The following is a 17,563-nucleotide window of genomic DNA, read 5'->3' on the forward strand; positions in this document are numbered from 1 at the left end:
GCTCCCCCGCGCCCTGTGGCGCCCTCACCCACGTCGACGTCAGTCGTCGTCGGCCTCGTCCCGGTAACGCCCGAAGAAGCCGAGCTGTTCCCCGCCCAGCACGTGAGCGTGCACGTGGAAGACGGTCTGCCCGGCATCGGCACCGGTGTTGAACACGACGCGGTAGCCGCTGTCGACCAGACCGTCGAGTTCGGCGACACGGTGCGCGGTGGCGATCACGTCGGCGAGCAGCGCCGGATCGGCGGCCGCGAGCTCACCCACGTTGCGGTACCGCGTCTTCGGCACGACGAGCACGTGCGTATCCGCCTGCGGGGAGATGTCGCGGAACGCCAATGTGGTGGCCGTTTCGTGGACGATGTCGGCCGGGATCTCGCGCGCGATGATCCGTTCGAACAGGGTTTCCGACGGGTCGGACTCAGTCATGGCGGGAACTGTAGCGGTCGGGACACAGCGGGTGGGGACCGGAGAGCGGGGAGGCCTGCGGCGCGCCGAAAAGCACCGCACCGTGGGGACCGGGATGATCCGGTGACCGAAACACCGCGGCGCGGGTGGAACGTGGGGGACGCGCGCCACCCGCGCCGCGGCTCCGCCGGGCCGAGGGGGAGGTGCCCGGCGTGGTCTCGACGAATCGGCCGCATGCAGGGGATCCGGCCGATCGTTAACCAGCGTAACTGTTTCTCCGCGAACGAGCGACCACGGTGACCGCTCGTCGTCGCCGTGTCTCGGTGAGCGGTCACCACCGTGCGGTCAGCGCGCCGAGCGTGCCGAGCGCCACCGCGCCCGCGGTCGACGTCCGCAGCACGGTCGGACCGAGCCGCACCCCGATCGCGCCGGCGCGGGTGAGCGCCGTCAGCTCCTCGCCGGTGACTCCGCCTTCCGGACCGACGATCAGGTACAGCTCGCCGCGTTCCGGCAGCGACACGTCCTTCAACCCCGTCTCGGCCGTGGCCTCGAGCAGGTACCCGCCGTCGGCCTCGGCCACGAGTGCGGCCAGACCGGCCGTGTCGACCGGCTCGGGCACCTCGGGCACCCGGCCGCGCCGCGCCTGTTTCGCCGCCGAGCGGGCGGCCGTGCGCCAACGGGCGAGCGCCTTCGCGCCCCGCGGGCCGTCGTCCCAGCGCGCGACGCTGCGGGCGGCGCGCCACGGCAGCACCGCGTCCGCCCCGGCCTCGGTGGCCAGTTCGACGGCGAGCTCACCGCGATCGCCTTTCGCCAGCGCCTGCACGATGGTGACGCGCAGCTCCGGCGGCGGATCCGCACGCCTGCCGCGGACCGTGACCTCGAGCGACGGGTGCCTGCCCGGCGCGACCGCGTCGACGACGCAGTCGGCGAGCCCGCCGGCACCGTCCGAGAGCGTCAGCCGCTCGCCTGCGCGCGTGCGGCGCACGGTGACCGCGTGCCGCGCCTCCTCGCCGTCGAGCACGGCGTGCTCCCCCGGAGGGAGCGCGTCGACCAGGAACACCGGCGGTGTCGACTCCGGTTCCGGCGCGTGCCGGCCGGTGTCACCGCCGGCGTCGTCACCGCCGGTCACGGTCACTTCTTGGCGCGCAGCTTGGAGAACAGCCCGCCGCGGTGGGCACTGCTGCCCGCGAGCTCGGGCGCCTCCTCGCCGCGCAGCTTCGCCAGCTGCCGCAGCAGCTCAGCCTGCTCGTCATCCACCTTCGACGGCACGACGACGTCGACGTGCACATGCAGGTCGCCACGGCCGTCGACACGGCCGGACGACCGGAGCCGCGGCATACCCTTGCCGGTGAACACCAGCTCGGTCTCCGGCTGCGTGCCCGGTTCGATCTCGACGTCCACCTCGCCGTCGATGAGCGTCTCGAGCGGCACGGACGCGCCGAGCGCAGCGCTGGTCATCGGAATCCGCAGCCGGCAGTGCAGGTCGTTGCCCTGGCGCTCGAAGACCTCGTTCGGTTCCTCGTCGACCTCGACGTAGAGATCACCCGCGGGGCCGCCACCGGGGCCGACCTCACCCTGCCCGGACAGCCGGATGCGCATGCCGTCGCCGACACCGGCGGGGATCTTGGCGGTGACGTTGCGCCGGGCGCGCACCCGGCCGTCGCCGCTGCACTTGCGGCACGGATCGGTGATCGTCTCGCCGAGGCCCTGGCACGCGGGGCACGGCCGCGCCGTGACGACCTGACCCAGGAACGAGCGCTGCACCGACTGCACCTCGCCCTGGCCACCGCAGGTGTCGCAGGTGGCCACCGAGCCGTTCTCGCCCATACCGGCACCGCGGCACTCGTCGCACAGCACGGCCGTGTCGACGGCGATCTCCTTGTCGATACCCGTCGCGCACTCTTCGAGCGTCAGCCGCAGCCGGATCAGCGCGTCCGAACCGGGCTGGACCCGGCTGCGCGGTCCCCGGCCCCGGCCGCCACCCGCAGCCGCGCCGAAGAAGGCGTCCATGATGTCGCCCAGTCCGCCGAAGCCGCCGAACGGATCGCCGCCGCCACGGGCGCCGCCCGCGCCGCCGTCCATCGGGTCGCCGCCCAGGTCGACGACCTTGCGCTTCTGGGGGTCGGACAGCACCTCGTAGGCGGTCGTGACCTCGCCGAACTTCTGTTGCGCGTCCTCGGACGGGTTGACGTCGGGGTGCAACTCACGCGCGAGCTTGCGGTAGGCCCGCTTGATCTCCTGGTCGCTCGCGTCTTTCGACACGCCCAGAGTTCCGTAGTAGTCCCTCGCCACCGTTTCGACGTCCTCCTAGTACCGCACCTGAAACCGGGGTCAGCCGCCGGCCAGGATCCGGCCCACGTAATTGGCCACCGCGCGTACCGCGGCGATCGTCCCGGGGTAGTCCATCCGTGTCGGACCGACCACGCCCATGCCACCCAGCAACAGATCGTCGGACCCGTACCCGATCGACACGACCGAGGTGCTCCGCATCTGCGCGTCCTCATTCTCCTCACCGATGCGCACCGTCACCGAACCGGGGTTGCGGGCGGCCGCCAGCAGCTTCAGCACGACGACCTGTTCCTCGAGCGCTTCGAGGACCTCTCGCAGCGAATCGGGGAAGTCCGCGACGTTGTTGGTCAGGTTCGCCGTGCCGCCGAGCACGAGCCGGTCCTCGGGGTCCTCGACCAGCGACTCGACCAGCGTCGTCGCGACCCTGGTCATGACGTCGCGGAGCTCCGGCGGGCCCTGTTCGGGCAGGTCCGACACCTTCGCCGCCGCGTCCGCCAGTTTACGGCCGGCCAGCGCGTTGTTGAGCTGGTCGCGCAGCAGCGCCACGGAGTCCTCGGCGACGACATCGCCGAGGTCGACGTTGCGCTGGTCGACCCGGCCGGTGTCGGTGATCAGCACCAGCATCAGCCGCGCCGACGTGAGCGGCACCACCTCGACGTGCCGCACGGTCGAGTTGGTCAGTGTCGGGTACTGCACGACGGCGACCTGGCGCGTCAGCTGGGCCAGCAGCCGCACCGACCGGCGCAGCACGTCGTCCAGGTCGCTCGCACCGTCGAGGAACCGGTGGATCGCCCTGCGCTCGGCTGTGGAGAGCGGCTTGATCTCCGAGAGCCGGTCGACGAACAGCCGGTACCCCTTGTCGGTGGGGATCCGGCCCGCACTGGTGTGCGGCTGCGTGATGTAGCCGTCCTCCTCCAGCGTGGCCATGTCGTTGCGCACCGTGGCGCTGGACACGCCGAGGTTGTGCCGGTCGACCAGGGCCTTGGAACCGACCGGTTCCTGTTCGGACACGTAGTCGGCGACGATCGCGCGCAGCACCTCGAACCGTCGCTCGTCAGCGCTGGCCACCAAGCACCTCCTCACCCGTCGGGACCGGCCGCCCCGGCGGGCGCCGCCCGCCGGGGTCACCGGAGCCTCTCACCCGACGAGTTTACGGGCCACGCGCCGGCGAGCGGGTCACGTGTTGCCGGGGAACCGCAGGTTGACACCGCCGGCCGCGGCGGTCGACGGGGACGGCCAGCGCGAGGTGACGACCTTGCGGCGGGTGTAGAAGTGGAAACCCTCGGGGCCGTAGGCGTGACTGTCGCCGAACAGCGAGTCCTTCCACCCGCCGAAGCTGTAGTAGCCGACCGGCACCGGGATGGGCACGTTGACGCCGACCATGCCGACCTCGACCTCCCGCGTGAACCGGCGGGCGGCGGCGCCGTCGCCGGTGAACACGGCGGTGCCGTTGCCGTAGTGACCGGCGTTGATCAGCTCCAGCGCCGCGTCCAGCGATTCGGCCCGCACCACCGACAGCACCGGGCCGAAGATCTCGTCGGTGTAGATCGACATCTCCGGCCGGACGTGGTCGAACAGGGTCGGCCCGAGCCAGAATCCGTCCCCGTCGATGCCGGGCTCACGGCCGTCGACGGCGAGGGTGGCCCCCGCCTGGGCCCCGGCGTCGACGTAGGAGGCGACCCGCTCGCGATGTGCGGCCGTCACCAGCGGTCCCATCTCCGAGTCCGGGTCGCGGCCGTCGCCGACGCGCAGCCTGCGCATCCGCTCGGTGATCTTCGCCACGAGCTCGTCGCCGATCGGGTCGACGGCCACGACGACCGACACGGCCATGCACCGTTCCCCCGCCGAGCCGAAGCCGGCCGACACGGCGGCGTCGGCGGCACCGTCGAGGTCCGCGTCGGGCAGTACGGCCATGTGGTTCTTCGCACCACCCAGGGCCTGACAGCGCTTGCCCGCAGCGGTGGCCTTCTCGTAGACGTAGCGCGCGATCGGGGTGGAGCCCACGAACGATACGGCCGCCACCTCGGGGTGCTCGAGCACCGCGTCGACCGCCGTCTTGTCGCCGTGGACGACGTTCAGCACACCGTCGGGCAGGCCCGCCTCGGCGAGCAGCTCGGCGATCAGCAGCGACGCCGAGGGATCCTTCTCGCTGGGCTTGAGGACGACGGTGTTGCCGCAGGCGATCGCGCCCGGCACGAACCACAGCGGCACCATCGCCGGGAAGTTGAACGGCGAGATCACGCCGACGACCCCGAGCGGCTGGGCCGTGGAGTGCACGTCGACACCCGTCGAGGCGTTCTCGCTGAACTCACCTTTCAGCAGCTGCGGTGCACTGCAGGCGTATTCGACGTTCTCCAGTGCCCGTGCGACCTCGCCAGCGGCGTCGGAGACGACCTTGCCGTGCTCGGCGGTGATCAGCCGGGCGAGCTCGTCCTGCCGCTGCGCGAGCAGCTCGCGGAACCGGAACAGCACCCGACCGCGGCCGGCGAGCGAGGTGTCGCGCCACGCGGGGAAGGCGGCGGCTGCGGCACGCACGGCCTCGCCGACCTCGGCGGGCCCCGCGAAGTCCACCGAGGCCCGAACGCTGCCGGTGGCCGGGTCGTACACCTCCCCCGTGCGCTCGGCGGTTCCGTTCCACGGCTTGCCCGCGATCCGGTGGGTGATGTGCTCGGTCACGACGTACTCCTCGGCGTTCGATGCGATCGGGTGGACGGTGCGAGCCGGTGGGCGGCCGGTGAGCTCAGACGGCGGCGATCGACTCGCCGAGGATGCCGAGCGCCTCGGTGGTCTCCTCGTCGGCGAGCGTCATCGGCGGGGCGAGGCGCAGCACGTTGCCGTGCAGTCCGCCCTTGCCGATGAGCAGGCCGCGCGCCTTGGTCTCCTCCAGGACCCTGCCCGCAGCGGCCGGGTCCGGTTCGTCGCCGCCTGGCCGCACCAGTTCGATCCCGATCATCAGGCCCTTGCCCCGGACGTCGCCGACGAGGGCGTACCTGCCCTGGATGTCCCGCAGGCCGACCATCAGCGCCGCGCCCTGTTTCGCGGCGTTGCCCTGCAGGTCGTGGTCGAGCACGTACTCGAGGGTCGCCTGCGCTCCCGCCGTGGCGATCGGGTTGCCGCCGAACGTGGAGATCGAGTTCGCCCCGAGGCAGTCCATGACCTCGCCGCGGGCGACGACACCGCCGATGGCCAGGCCGTTGCCCAGCCCCTTGGCGAACGTCATGATGTCCGGCGTCACGCCGTGCGCGTCGATGCCCCAGAAGTGTTCGCCGGTGCGGCCCCAACCGGTCTGGACCTCGTCGGAGATCAGCAGGATGCCGTGCTCGTCGAGCACCTCCTTGAACGCGCCGAACAGGCCGTCGGGCGGCGTGGCGAAACCGCCGACGCCCTGGATCGGCTCGGCGATGAGCGCCGCCACGTCACCGGAGGTGGTCGTGCGCAGTACGTCGCGCAGATCCTCGGTGCAGGCCTCGATGTAGCCGGCGTCGTCGAATCCGGAGAACGGACCGCGGTAGCGGTAGCCACCGTGCACGTAGCTGACCTTCACCGGGGAGAGCGAACTCGCCGACCACCCGCGGTTGCCGGTGATGCCGACCGTGCCGAACGCCCTGCCGTGGTACGAGTTGCGCAACGCCAGGATCTGGTTGCTGCGCCGGTACTGCGTGGCCAGCATCAGCGCGGTCTCGTTCGCCTCCGTGCCGGAGTTGGTGAAGAACACCTTCGCGTCCGGGATGCCCGACAGCTCGGCGATGCGCTCGGCGAGTTCGACCTGCTTGCGGATCAGATACAGCGTCGAGGTGTGCAGCACGCCCGAGTCGAGCTGCCGGCGCACGGCGTCGGAGATCTCGGCCACGTCGTAGCCGATCGCGTTGGTGAGGATGCCGGCGAAGAAGTCGAGGTAGGTCCGGCCGTCGCCGTCGGTGACCCGCCTGCCGTCGGCGCTCACGATCTCGATCGGCTCGTCGTAGTAGAGGGACAGCCAGCTCGGCAGCACGGCACGGTGACGGTCGAGCAGGGGGCGGTCGGGCGGGTGGCTTCGCGACAGGTCCGGTTCCGTCATGCCTCCGAGTTTCGGCGCGCGCCGTGCACCGAGGCCACACACAATCTGTACGGACTCCCCTCGGGGCCCGTACAGTCTGCCGTTCCGGCAGGTCCCTCGCGGAGGTGACATGTACCCGACGGTCGGCGACGTACTCGCACTGCCCGTGATGCGGCAGGGCGGGCCCCACGTCGTGGCGGGCGCCGACGGTCTCGACACCCCGGTGCGATGGGTCCACGTCGCCGAGATCGCCGAGATCGCCCCGCTGTTGAAAGGCGGCGAGCTGGTGCTCACCACCGGGGTCGCGCTGCCGGACGACGACGCGACGCTGGCTCGGTACGTCGACGACCTGGCCGCCGTCGGCGTGGCGGGCGTGGTCGTGGAGCTCGTGCGGCACTGGCACCACCGGCTGCCGCAGGCGCTGGTCGTCGCGGCGGACAAGCACCGGCTGCCGCTGGTGACGTTGTCGCGGGAGACGCGGTACGTGACGGTGACCGAGACGGTGAACGGGCTCATCGTCGACGCCCAGGTCGACGAACTGCGGGCCGCGGCTCAGGTGCACGAGACGTTCACCGAGCTCACCGTCTCCGGCGCGGAACCGCAGGTGGTGCTGCGCGAGGTGGCGCGCCTGACCGGGCACGCCGTGGTGCTGGAAACGCTCAGCCACGAGGTGTTGGCCTACGACGCGGCGGGCGCGGACCCGGCCGAGCTGCTGGCCGACTGGCAGCAGCGCTCACGCCGGGTACGGACCGGCGAACGCACCGGATACGACCGCGCCTCGGGCAGGCTGGTGGCCATCGTGGGCGCCCGCGGGCGCGACTGGGGACGGCTGGTGCTGCTGTGCGGGGAGCAGCCGCCGCACCGGCACGTCGTGGTGGCCGAACGTGCCGCGTCGGCACTCGCCGTGCACCACCTGCTGGCCGCCGGTGGCGACAGTCTGGAGCGGCAGGCCCACCGTGACGTGCTCCGGCAACTGCTCGCCACACCGTCGACGGTCACCCCGCTCGCCGAGCTGGTCGCGCGCGCCGAAGCGCTGCACGTGCCGCTGACCGGCCACCGCCTGATCGGCGCCGCGATCCGGCCGCGGCTGTCGGACCTGCCCGGCCCGCCTGCGGCGGCGTCGACCGGGCCACTGTTGCGCGACCTCGCGGAGGCGACGGCACTGGCGACCCGCCGGGCGCGCGCGGCCGCGCTGGTCGCCGACCTCGACGGCATCGGCGTCCATGTACTGCTGGCACTCTCGCCCCGGGCCGACACGGACGCGGTACTGCGCCGTCTTGCCGGCGAGGTGCGGCAGGCGAAGCAGGCGGTGCCGCTCGTGCTGGCCGTCGGCACCGCCGTGGACCGGCCCGCCGACGCCGGTCGCAGCCTCGCCGAGGCCGGGCACGTCGCCTCGGCGGCGCTGCACCGCGACGAGAATCCGCCCGGCGGCTATCACCGGCTCGACGACGTGCGGCTGCACGGTCTGCTGCATCTGCTCTCGGACGACGACCGACTGGGCGCTTTCGCCCGGCGCGAGCTCGGCCCGTTGCTGGCGAAGGACGCGGCGACCGGCAGCCGCCTCGTCGAAGCGCTGCGCCGGTTCTGCGACCACGGCGGCAACAAGTCGGCGGCGGCCGCGGCGGCACACACCTCACGGACGGCGTACTACCAGCAATTGGCGCGCATCGAAGCGGCGCTGAACGTCTCGCTCGAGGACCCGGAGTCCCTCGTCTCACTGCATGTCGCCCTGCTGATCCACGACGTACTCACCCCATCGGGCGATAACAACCACTCGACGGAGTAGCACAGTCGACCCCGCGGGCCTGCCGATAGGGAGGGCATGCGTACGTTCAGCGCCCGCCTGTCCCGGACCCTGACCACCGCCGCGTGCACGTTCGCCGTGCTCGGACTGGGCAGCCAGGCGACCGCCGCACCGCCGGAATCGTCCTTGACCCTGTCGTTGCATCACAACGACGGCGCGGTCGCCATCACGCAGCTGCTCTGCGACCCGGCGGGAGGGTCACACCCGGCCAGCGCCCAGGCCTGCGCGGCGCTCGACGACGCCGGTGGCGAGCCCGCGGCTCTCGAAGCCGTGCGACCCGGCACCGCATGCCCGATGATCCACGCGCCGGTGCGTGCCTCGGCCCACGGGCACTGGCGCGGCGAGCCGGTGCACTTCACCACGACCTACAACAACGCGTGTCTCGCCGACGTCGAGTCCGGCGGTGTGTTCGGGTTCTGACTCCCTCCCGGAGGCCGCCGTCGCCACCGGCATCCGCCGGTGGCGATCGGACCCGGTATTCTCGTTTCTCAACGGTTTCGTGCGTGATATCGGCCGGGTTTCCCCGAGCGGCGCAATCGACATTCTGTTGCCGCGGTCACACATCTTTGAACACTCTGCCAATCCCTGCCGTCACGCCACGGCGCGCACGATGCGCCAATGGCGTCGACGACCGCACAACTCCGCCACCCGGACGGTCGGGTGGAACTACGCGATGCGTCGTCACTTCACGGAAGCCGGTTCTTCAACGACGAACTAGCCCCGGTACCCGTCGAGCGACGAACCTGGACCACCTACAACTACTTCGCATTGTGGAACGGAATGGCCTTCAACCTTCCGTCCTATCTGCTCGCGTCCGGCCTGATCGCCATCGGCATGAACTGGGTGCAGGCCTTCATGACGATCGCGATCGGCAATGTGATCGTTCTCGTGCCGATGCTGCTCAACAGCCACGCGGGAACGAAATATGGTATTCCGTTCCCCGTCTTCGCCCGGGCGTTTTTCGGTGTTCGCGGCGCGAATCTGGCCGCGCTGCTGCGCGGGCTCGTGGCCTGTGGCTGGTTCGGCATCCAGACCTGGGTCGGCGGCCAGGCCGTCTTCGTCATCCTCGGCAAACTGTTCGGTGACGGCTGGACCGGCGCCGCGGAGTTCTACGACCAGCCGTGGACCCTGTGGCTGTGCTTCGCCGCGTTCTGGGCGCTGCAGATGGCGATCATCTGGCGCGGCATGGAGGCCATCAAACGGCTCGAGAGCTGGGCCGCACCGCTGGTCACCGTCGGTTTCGTGATCCTGCTGATCTGGATCCTCATCAAGGCCGGCGGTTTCGGCCCGATCTTCTCGCAGGAGTCGCAGCTGGGCTGGGGCGCGGAGTTCTGGGCGGTGTTCGCGCCGTCGCTGACCGGCATGATCGCCTTCTGGGCGACGCTGTCGTTGAACATGCCGGACTTCACGCGGTTCGGGCAGGGCCAGCGGAAACAGGCGTGGGGGCAGGTGCTCGGGCTGCCGACCACGATGTCGTTCATCGCGATCATGTCGATCATGATCACCTCGGGCGGCATGGTGGTCTACGGCGAGGCCATCTGGGACCCCGTCGAACTGGCCAGCCGGTTCGACTCGCCGATCGTGGTGATCGCCGCACTCCTCGGCATCGTGCTCGCCACGATCACCACCAACCTGGCGGCGAACACGGTCAGCCCCTCCTACGACTTCTCCAACGCGTTCCCGCGCAGGATCAGCTTCCGCATGGGCGGGCTGATCACCGGCGTCATCGGCGTCGTGATCCAGCCGTGGCGGCTCATCTCCGATCCGAACATCTACATCTACGCCTGGCTGGGCTTCTACGGCGGCGTGCTCGCCACGACCGCAGGAGTGCTCGCCGCGGGGTACTGGGTCCAGGCACGCCGAACGCTGTCGCTGACCGATCTGTTCGCCGACGGCGGCGGACGCTACTGGTTCACGGGCGGCTGGAACTGGCGCGCCCTCGCGGCGACTGTCATCGGTGCGGTCTTCGCCGTCGGCGGGGCGTACTCCGCGCCGGGCGAGGGGCCGTTCCCCGCGGACGGGCTCATCCCGATTCTTCAGCCCCTCTACGACTACAGCTGGATCGTCGGCCTCGTGGTCGCGTTCCTGGCATTCCTCGCGCTCTCGCTGCCCGGTGGCGGCGGGTCGAACAACCCGACCTCGGACAACCCCAAGTCGCACAACCCGATTCCGGAGGAGGAAACAGGTGAACGAAGTGGTGAGGGCCGCCCTGGTCCAGCAGCGGTGGACCGGTGACAAGGATTCGATGATCCAGGCGTCCGTCGACGCCATCGCCTCGGCGGCCTCGCAGGGCGCGCAGGTGGTGTGCCTGCAGGAACTGTTCTACGGACCCTACTTCTGCCAGGTACAGGACACCGAGTACTACTCCTACACCGAAGCGGTTCCCGACGGCCCGACGACCCGGCTCATGCAGGAGGTGGCCGAACGGCACGGCATCGTGGTCGTCGCCCCGATGTACGAGCAGGAGCAGCCGGGCCTGCTGTACAACACGGCAGCGGTGATCGACGCGGACGGCACCTATCTCGGCAAGTACCGCAAGAACCACATTCCCCAGGTGAAGGGATTCTGGGAGAAGTTCTACTTCCGTCCCGGCAACACGGGCTATCCGGTGTTCGACACGGCCGTGGGGCGCATCGGGGTGTACATCTGTTACGACCGGCACTTCCCGGAGGGCTGGCGGGCGTTGGGCCTGGCGGGCGCGAAGATCGTGTTCAACCCGTCGGCGACGAGCCGCGGCCTGTCGCAGTACCTCTGGCGGCTCGAGCAGCCCGCCGCGGCGGTGGCCAACGAGTACTACGTCGGCGCGATCAACCGGGTCGGCGTGGAACCGTTGGGCGACAACGATTTCTACGGCCAGACCTATTTCGCCGACCCGCGGGGACAGCTGGTCGGTGACGCGGCCTCGGACACCGACGACGAGGTCGTCGTGCGTGACCTGGACATGGGCAAGCTCGCCGAGGTGCGGAACCTGTGGGCGTTCTACCGCGACCGTAGGCCCGACTCGTACGACCCGCTGGTGAAACCCTGAGGAGGCCGATCCGATGCGCACCCTGATCCGCGGCGGCACCGTGCTCAGCAGCACCGGTGCCGTGACCGCCGACGTCCTCGTCGACGGCGAGACGATCGCCGCCGTGACCGCCCCGGGCATGCTGGCCGGGCAGAACGTGGAGGTCGACACCGAGTTCGACGCCACGGGCAAGTACGTCATGCCGGGCGGGATCGACGCCCACACGCACATGGAGATGCCGTTCGGGGGCACGTTCTCGGCCGACACGTTCGAGACGGGAACCCGTGCCGCCGCGTGGGGCGGAACGACGACGATCATCGACTTCGCCGTCCAGCCCAAGGGCAGTTCCCTGTTGTCCACACTGGACAACTGGCACGAGAAGGCCGACGGCGACTGTGCCGTCGACTACGGTTTCCACATGATCGTCTCCGACGTCAACGACGCGACGCTCAAGGAGATGGAGTCGTGCGTGGCCGCCGGGGTGAGCAGCTTCAAGATGTTCATGGCCTATCCCGGGGTGTTCTACTCGACCGACGGCGAGATCCTGCGCGCGATGAACAAGGCGGCCGACATCGGCGGCACGATCGCGATGCACGCCGAGAACGGCATCGCGATCGACGAACTCGTCGCCCGCGCGCTCGCCGAGGGCAGGAGCGAGCCGTACCAACACGGTGTCACCCGTCCCCCGGAGCTGGAGGGCGAAGCGACGTCGCGTGCGATCACCCTCGCCAAGGTCACCGGGTCACCGCTGTACATCGTGCACCTGTCGGCCGCACAGGCACTCTCGGCCGTGGCCGAGGCGCGGGACGAGGGGCAGAACGTCTTCGCCGAGACGTGCCCGCAGTATCTGTACCTGTCCATCGAGGACCTCGGAAAGCCCGATTTCGAAGGAGCCAAGTACGTCGCCTCTCCCCCGCTGCGCGAGAAGCACCACCAGCCCGACCTGTGGCGGGGCCTGCGTACCAACGACCTGTCGGTGGTCTCCACCGACCACTGCCCGTTCTGCTTCAAGGACCAGAAGGAGCTCGGGCGCGGCGACTTCACCAAGATCCCGAACGGCATACCCGGTGTCGAGCACCGCATCGACCTGCTGCACCAGGGTGTGGTGGCCGGCGAGATCTCCCTGGCCCGCTGGGTCGAAGCGTGTTCGACGACGCCGGCCCTCATGTTCGGGTTGTATCCCCGCAAGGGCGTGATCGCACCGGGCGCCGACGCCGACATCGTCGTCTACGACCCGGCGGCCGAGCAGACCATCTCGGCCGAGACGCATCACATGAACGTCGACTACTCCGCATACGAGGGCATGACGGTCACCGGCCGGTGCGAGACCGTGCTCTCCCGCGGCAGCGTCGTGGTCGACCGCGGCACCTACCACGGCCGAGCGGGACACGGCCGGTTCCTCGAACGCGACCTGTGCCAGTACCTGAACTGAGAGGAGCCGGGTGTGGACTTCGGAGTGGTGCTGCAGACCGATCCGCCCGCGCGGGACGTCGTGCGGCTGGCTGACCTGGCCGAGGACGAGGGTTTCCGCTACGGGTGGACGTTCGACTCGGTGGTGCTGTGGCAGGAACCGTTCGTCATCTATTCGCAGATCCTCGCCGCGACGTCGTCGATGACGGTCGGGCCGATGGTGACCAGCCCCGGTACGCGGGACTGGTCGGTGCTGGCCTCACTGTTCGCGACGCTCAACGAGATGTACGGCAACCGCACGGTGTGCGGCATCGGCCGCGGCGATTCGGCGCACCGCGTCATCGGCAAACCTCCGTCCACATTGGCCACCCTCCGCGACTGCATGGCTACCGTGAAGGATCTGGCCGAGGGCCGCGAGACGACCCTGCACGACACCGCGGTGCGCATACCGTGGGTGTCGGGCGGCAGGCTGGAGATGTGGATGGCCGGTTACGGGCCGAAGGCGCTGCAAACGGTCGGACAACACGCCGACGGTTTCATCCTGCAGTGCGCGGACCCGGCCATCGCACGGTGGACGATCGGTGCCGTGCGCGACGCGGCGAGCGCCGCGGGCCGTGATCCGGAGGGCATCACGATCTGTGTCGCTGCTCCAGCCTACGTCGGCGACAACGTGGCGCACCAACGGGAGCAGTTGCGCTGGTTCGGCGGCATGGTCGGCAACCATGTGGCCGACCTCGTCGCACGCTACGGCGACTCGGGGCCCGTGCCGAAGGAGCTGACCGACTACATCGCGGCGCGGGACGGGTACGACTACGCCCATCACGGTCGCGCCGGCAACCCGTCGACGGATTTCGTACCGGACGAGATCGTCGACCGATTCTGCCTGACCGGTCCCGCCGAGGCCCATGTCCGGCGACTGGAGGAACTCGCCGAGCTGGGTGTCGACCAGTTCGCCGTCTACCTCATGCACGACCGGCGCGAGGAGACACTGCGAGCCTACGGCCGCGACGTCATCGGCAAGCTCGCCGCATGACCCCGGCCGGTGTTCCGGCGGTTCGGCCGCCGGAACACCGGCCAGCCACGTCTCGACCGGACGCGACCGCTGCCGTCGGCATCGTGGCCGCCGCCCGGCCCACGATCCGGGCCCGCCGTCCGCCTCTCGGACGACCTCCGGACGCGGCCACCGACAGTTCCGACGGTGTGTCAGCCGTTGGCGGCCTCCTCGGCCGCCCGCTCGGCGGCCTTCTCCTCGCGCCAGGTCTCGTCGTCGGCGCCGCGGCGCCAGTACCCGGAGATCGACACCCGGTCGCGGGAGACATCGCACTCGTGCAGCAGGTACCGGCGCAGGTCGCGGACGAACCCCGCCTCGCCGTGGACGAACGCCTGCACCCCTGCCGCGGGGAAGTCGAGCTCGCGCACCGCGGCGACGAGGTCGTCGCCGCGGGACCGGTGCAACCAGTGCACCTGGGCGTCGGCCTTCGTCACGAGCGGCAGCTGTTCGTGCTCGTCCTCGACCAGTACGAAGACCCGGGCATCGGCACCGTCCGGCATCGCCTCGAGCGCGTTGGCGATGGCCGGCAGCGCACTCTCGTCGCCCACGAGCAGGTGACAGTCGGCCTCGTCCGACGGCGCGTAGCCGCCGCCGGGACCGACCAGCAGCACCTCGTCGCCCTTGTCCAACCGGGCCGCCCACGGGCCCGCCAGCCCGCGATCGCCGTGATGGACGAAGTCGAGGACGAGTTCGCGGGCATCCGGATCGAATCCGCGCACGGTGTAGGTCCGCATCCGGGGCCGCTGCTCGGCGGGCAGGTCGGCCAGGTCGAGCGGATCCGGATAGGTCACCCCGTCCGGCGCGAACAGCACCTTGACGTAGCTGTCGGTGCACGTGTTCGGCGTGAACGCCGCGAGGCCGTCGCCGCCACAGACGACGCGGATCAGGTGCGGGGTGAGACGTTCGGTGCGCCGCACCTCGGCGCGCATCACCGGCCTACTGCGACCTCGCTTCTCGACCATCCGTGCACTCCTCACCTCACGTCGTTCCCAGAAGTAAGGCTACCCTTAGGTAAACCCGGATGCACCCACCCGTACCACCGGTCGGGACGGGAGGGGCGCGGCACCTCCGCACTCCGCGCACACAACCGAAGACCCGGCCGCGCGACCTCCTCCTCTTGACACTTCGCCAACAAGTGGCGAGCGTGTGCTCATGACGCAGTTCGACTACGACGTCCTGGTCATCGGCTCCGGCTTCGGCGGCAGCGTGAGCGCACTCAGGCTGACGGAGAAGGGCTACTCGGTCGGTGTTCTCGAACAGGGCCGCCGGTTCGCCGACCACGAACTGCCCCGGACCTCGTGGCGGCTGCGCGACTACGTGTTCGCGCCCGCGCTGGGCTGCACGGGCATTCTGCGCATCACCCCACTCACGGAGGCGATGATCCTCTCCGGGGCGGGCGTCGGCGGCGGGTCACTGGTCTACGCCAACACGCTCTACCAACCGCCCGACGCGTTCTACGCCGACCCGCAGTGGGCTCACATCACCGATTGGAAGACCGAGCTCGAGCCGTACTACGACCAGGCGCGCCGCATGCTCGGAGTCACCAACTATCCGTGCACGACGCCCGCCGACGAGGTCATGCGCTCGGTCGCCGACGACATGGGGATCGGCGACACCCACGGCCCCGCACCGGTCGGCGTGTTCTTCGGTGAGGAGGGCACGAAACGCGGCGTGACCGTGCCCGATCCCTACTTCGGCGGCGCCGGTCCGCACCGGCGCACCTGCACCCACTGCGGCGAGTGCATGACGGGCTGCCGCCACAACGCCAAGAACACGACCGTCAAGAATTACCTGTATCTGGCCGAACGGGCTGGCGCACGGGTCCACCCGCTCACCACCGTGACCGCGGTGCGGCCCCGGCCCGGCGGTGGCTACGCCGTCGAGACCGCCGCCACCGGGAAACCATGGCGGAAGCGGACGCTGCACGCCGAACAGGTCGTCTTCTCGGCGGCCGCCCTCGGCACACAACGGCTGCTGCACCGCATGCGCGACCGCGGCGTTCTGCCGCGGCTCTCGGACCGGCTCGGGGTACTGGCACGCACCAACTCGGAGGCGATTCTCGCCGCCCGCTCCCTCCGGGAGGACACCGAGTACCACCGCGGCGTCGCCATCACCTCGTCGATCCACCCCGACGAGGTGACACACGTCGAACCCGTGCGCTACGGCAAGGGCAGCAACCTGCTCGCCCTGCTCGGTGCGGTGCTCGTCGACCCGAAGCCCGGCAGGCCGCGCTGGCTGCTCGGACTGCTGGAGATGTGGCGCCGGCGGCGGGACCTGCCGAAACTGCACAACCCGAAACGCTGGTCGGAGCAGACGATCGCACTCCTGGTGATGCAGACCCTCGACAACTCGGTCACCACCTACACCAGGCGCGGCAGGCTCAGGACGAGACAGGGCGTCGGCGAACCCAACCCGACGTGGATCCCCGCGGGTCACGATGTCACCCGGCGAGTGGCCGACAAGATCGGCGGACTGCCCGGCGGCGGCTGGAACGACCTGGCCAACGTCCCGCTGACCGGGCACTTCATCGGCGGCTGCACCATCGGCGACTCCGCGGAGACCGGTGTCGTCGATCCCTACCAGCGGCTCTACGGGTACGAGGGACTGCACGTCGTGGACGGTTCGACGATCTCGGCGAACCTCGGAGTGAACCCGTCGCTGACCATCACAGCGCAGGCCGAGCGAGCGATGGCGCTGTGGCCCAACAAGGGCGAGCCCGATCCGCGGCCCGCGCTCGGCTCCGACTACCGCCGCGTCCGGGCGGTGCCCCCGAAGAACCCGGTTGTCCCCGAGGCCGCGCCGGGTGCGCTGCGGCTCCCCCTGTCACCGGCGTGAACCGGACGCGCACATGCGAAACTGCACGGCATGACCGCCGGATCCGCGCCGAAGTGGCGCAGGCTCGAGCCCGACGAACGCAGGGAGCAGATCTTCGCCTGCGCCGCCGAGCTGTTCGGCGAGCGGCCGTACGCCGCCGTGTCCACTGGCGATATCGCGGCGCGTGCCGGTGTCGCCCGCGGGCTGATCAACCACTACTTCGGCACGAAGCGGGAGCTGTATCTCGCGGTCGTCCGGCGGGCGCTGACCCTGCCGCCGTCGGCCGTGGCCACCCTGCCGGACGGTTCCCTCACCGAACGCACCGACGCGGCCGTCGACTGGTTCCTCGACATGGTCAGCAAACAGCAGAAGACGTGGCTGGCCGCGATCACCCCGGAAGGCATCGGCCGCGACGAGGAGGTCGAGCGCATCCTCGACGAGGCCGATCGCGAGGCGGCGGGTCTGGTGCTGGAAGCGATGGGGTTCGACCGCGGGGACGAGCGCTGGGAGCAGCTGATCGCGATCGTGCGCACCTACGCGGGCATGGTGAAGGCCGCCAGCCGCGAATGGCTCGACCGCGAGACGCTCAACCGCGGTCAGGTGCACACGGTGCTGTCCCACGTGCTCCGCACACTCGTCGCGGACGTGATCCCGCGCGCCCGCAATCAGTCCGAGTAACGCCAGGTCCGTACCCGTCCCCCGGTCCGACCCGGGGTGTGGCCGCATGCCCTGGAGCATCGACACCCCGAC

15 protein-coding genes are annotated in these 17,563 nt (G+C 70.3%); 8 read left to right on the top strand and 7 right to left on the bottom strand.

Annotation, left to right across the window (positions count from 1 at the left end; genetic code table 11):
• Window positions 1-39: 39 nt before the first annotated feature.
• From FB384_RS21525 to FB384_RS21550, 6 genes are all read right to left on the bottom strand, one after another.
• The gene (locus tag FB384_RS21525; RefSeq protein WP_183786633.1) at window positions 40-423 is read right to left on the bottom strand and encodes a histidine triad nucleotide-binding protein; all 384 of its coding nucleotides are present in this window, start codon (window positions 421-423) and stop codon (window positions 40-42) included.
• Between the two features lie 310 nt (window positions 424-733).
• Complete coding sequence (locus FB384_RS21530) at window positions 734-1,531, bottom strand: 16S rRNA (uracil(1498)-N(3))-methyltransferase (protein ID WP_258936030.1); 798 nt, start codon at window positions 1,529-1,531, stop codon at window positions 734-736.
• 2 nt (window positions 1,532-1,533) lie between these two features.
• The gene (gene dnaJ, locus FB384_RS21535; protein ID WP_183786634.1) at window positions 1,534-2,694 is read right to left on the bottom strand and encodes a molecular chaperone DnaJ; all 1,161 of its coding nucleotides are present in this window, start codon (window positions 2,692-2,694) and stop codon (window positions 1,534-1,536) included.
• 39 nt (window positions 2,695-2,733) lie between these two features.
• Window positions 2,734-3,759 (bottom strand): heat-inducible transcriptional repressor HrcA, encoded by a 1,026-nt coding sequence (gene hrcA / locus FB384_RS21540; protein ID WP_183786635.1) that lies wholly within the window; start codon window positions 3,757-3,759, stop codon window positions 2,734-2,736.
• Window positions 3,760-3,867: 108 nt separating this feature from the next.
• The gene (locus tag FB384_RS21545; protein ID WP_183786636.1) at window positions 3,868-5,367 is read right to left on the bottom strand and encodes a CoA-acylating methylmalonate-semialdehyde dehydrogenase; all 1,500 of its coding nucleotides are present in this window, start codon (window positions 5,365-5,367) and stop codon (window positions 3,868-3,870) included.
• Between the two features lie 64 nt (window positions 5,368-5,431).
• Window positions 5,432-6,748 (bottom strand): aspartate aminotransferase family protein, encoded by a 1,317-nt coding sequence (locus FB384_RS21550; protein ID WP_183786637.1) that lies wholly within the window; start codon window positions 6,746-6,748, stop codon window positions 5,432-5,434.
• Between the two features lie 109 nt (window positions 6,749-6,857).
• Between FB384_RS21550 and FB384_RS21555 the strand changes: the two genes are divergently transcribed.
• From FB384_RS21555 to FB384_RS21580, 6 genes are all read left to right on the top strand, one after another.
• The gene (locus tag FB384_RS21555; RefSeq protein WP_183786638.1) at window positions 6,858-8,513 is read left to right on the top strand and encodes a PucR family transcriptional regulator; all 1,656 of its coding nucleotides are present in this window, start codon (window positions 6,858-6,860) and stop codon (window positions 8,511-8,513) included.
• A 36-nt stretch (window positions 8,514-8,549) separates the two neighbouring features.
• Window positions 8,550-8,951, top strand: coding sequence for an SSI family serine proteinase inhibitor (locus tag FB384_RS21560; protein WP_183786639.1), 402 nt, complete (start codon window positions 8,550-8,552; stop codon window positions 8,949-8,951).
• A 198-nt stretch (window positions 8,952-9,149) separates the two neighbouring features.
• Window positions 9,150-10,766, top strand: coding sequence for an NCS1 family nucleobase:cation symporter-1 (locus FB384_RS21565; protein ID WP_183786640.1), 1,617 nt, complete (start codon window positions 9,150-9,152; stop codon window positions 10,764-10,766).
• Entirely contained in the window at window positions 10,717-11,559 is an 843-nt protein-coding gene (locus tag FB384_RS21570) for a nitrilase-related carbon-nitrogen hydrolase (RefSeq protein ID WP_183786641.1), read from the top strand. Before FB384_RS21565 ends, FB384_RS21570 begins: the two co-directional genes overlap by 50 nt.
• A gap of 13 nt (window positions 11,560-11,572) precedes the next feature.
• Window positions 11,573-12,970, top strand: a complete 1,398-nt coding sequence (gene hydA, locus FB384_RS21575) for a dihydropyrimidinase (protein ID WP_183786642.1) — start codon at window positions 11,573-11,575, stop codon at window positions 12,968-12,970.
• A gap of 12 nt (window positions 12,971-12,982) precedes the next feature.
• Window positions 12,983-13,981, top strand: a complete 999-nt coding sequence (locus FB384_RS21580; protein ID WP_183786643.1) for a TIGR03842 family LLM class F420-dependent oxidoreductase — start codon at window positions 12,983-12,985, stop codon at window positions 13,979-13,981.
• A gap of 170 nt (window positions 13,982-14,151) precedes the next feature.
• Here the strand turns inward: FB384_RS21580 and FB384_RS21585 are convergent, their stop codons facing one another.
• Window positions 14,152-14,961, bottom strand: coding sequence for a siderophore-interacting protein (locus FB384_RS21585; protein WP_183786644.1), 810 nt, complete (start codon window positions 14,959-14,961; stop codon window positions 14,152-14,154).
• Between the two features lie 190 nt (window positions 14,962-15,151).
• Here FB384_RS21585 and FB384_RS21590 point away from each other — a divergent pair, with 190 nt between their 5' ends.
• Both FB384_RS21590 and FB384_RS21595 read left to right on the top strand, forming a co-directional pair.
• Complete coding sequence (locus FB384_RS21590) at window positions 15,152-16,834, top strand: GMC family oxidoreductase N-terminal domain-containing protein (RefSeq protein ID WP_183786645.1); 1,683 nt, start codon at window positions 15,152-15,154, stop codon at window positions 16,832-16,834.
• A 30-nt stretch (window positions 16,835-16,864) separates the two neighbouring features.
• Window positions 16,865-17,491 (top strand): TetR/AcrR family transcriptional regulator, encoded by a 627-nt coding sequence (locus FB384_RS21595; protein ID WP_183786646.1) that lies wholly within the window; start codon window positions 16,865-16,867, stop codon window positions 17,489-17,491.
• Window positions 17,492-17,563 lie beyond the last annotated feature (72 nt).

The organism is Prauserella sediminis, from assembly GCF_014195435.1.
Classification (GTDB): Bacteria; Actinomycetota; Actinomycetes; order Mycobacteriales; family Pseudonocardiaceae; genus Prauserella; species Prauserella salsuginis.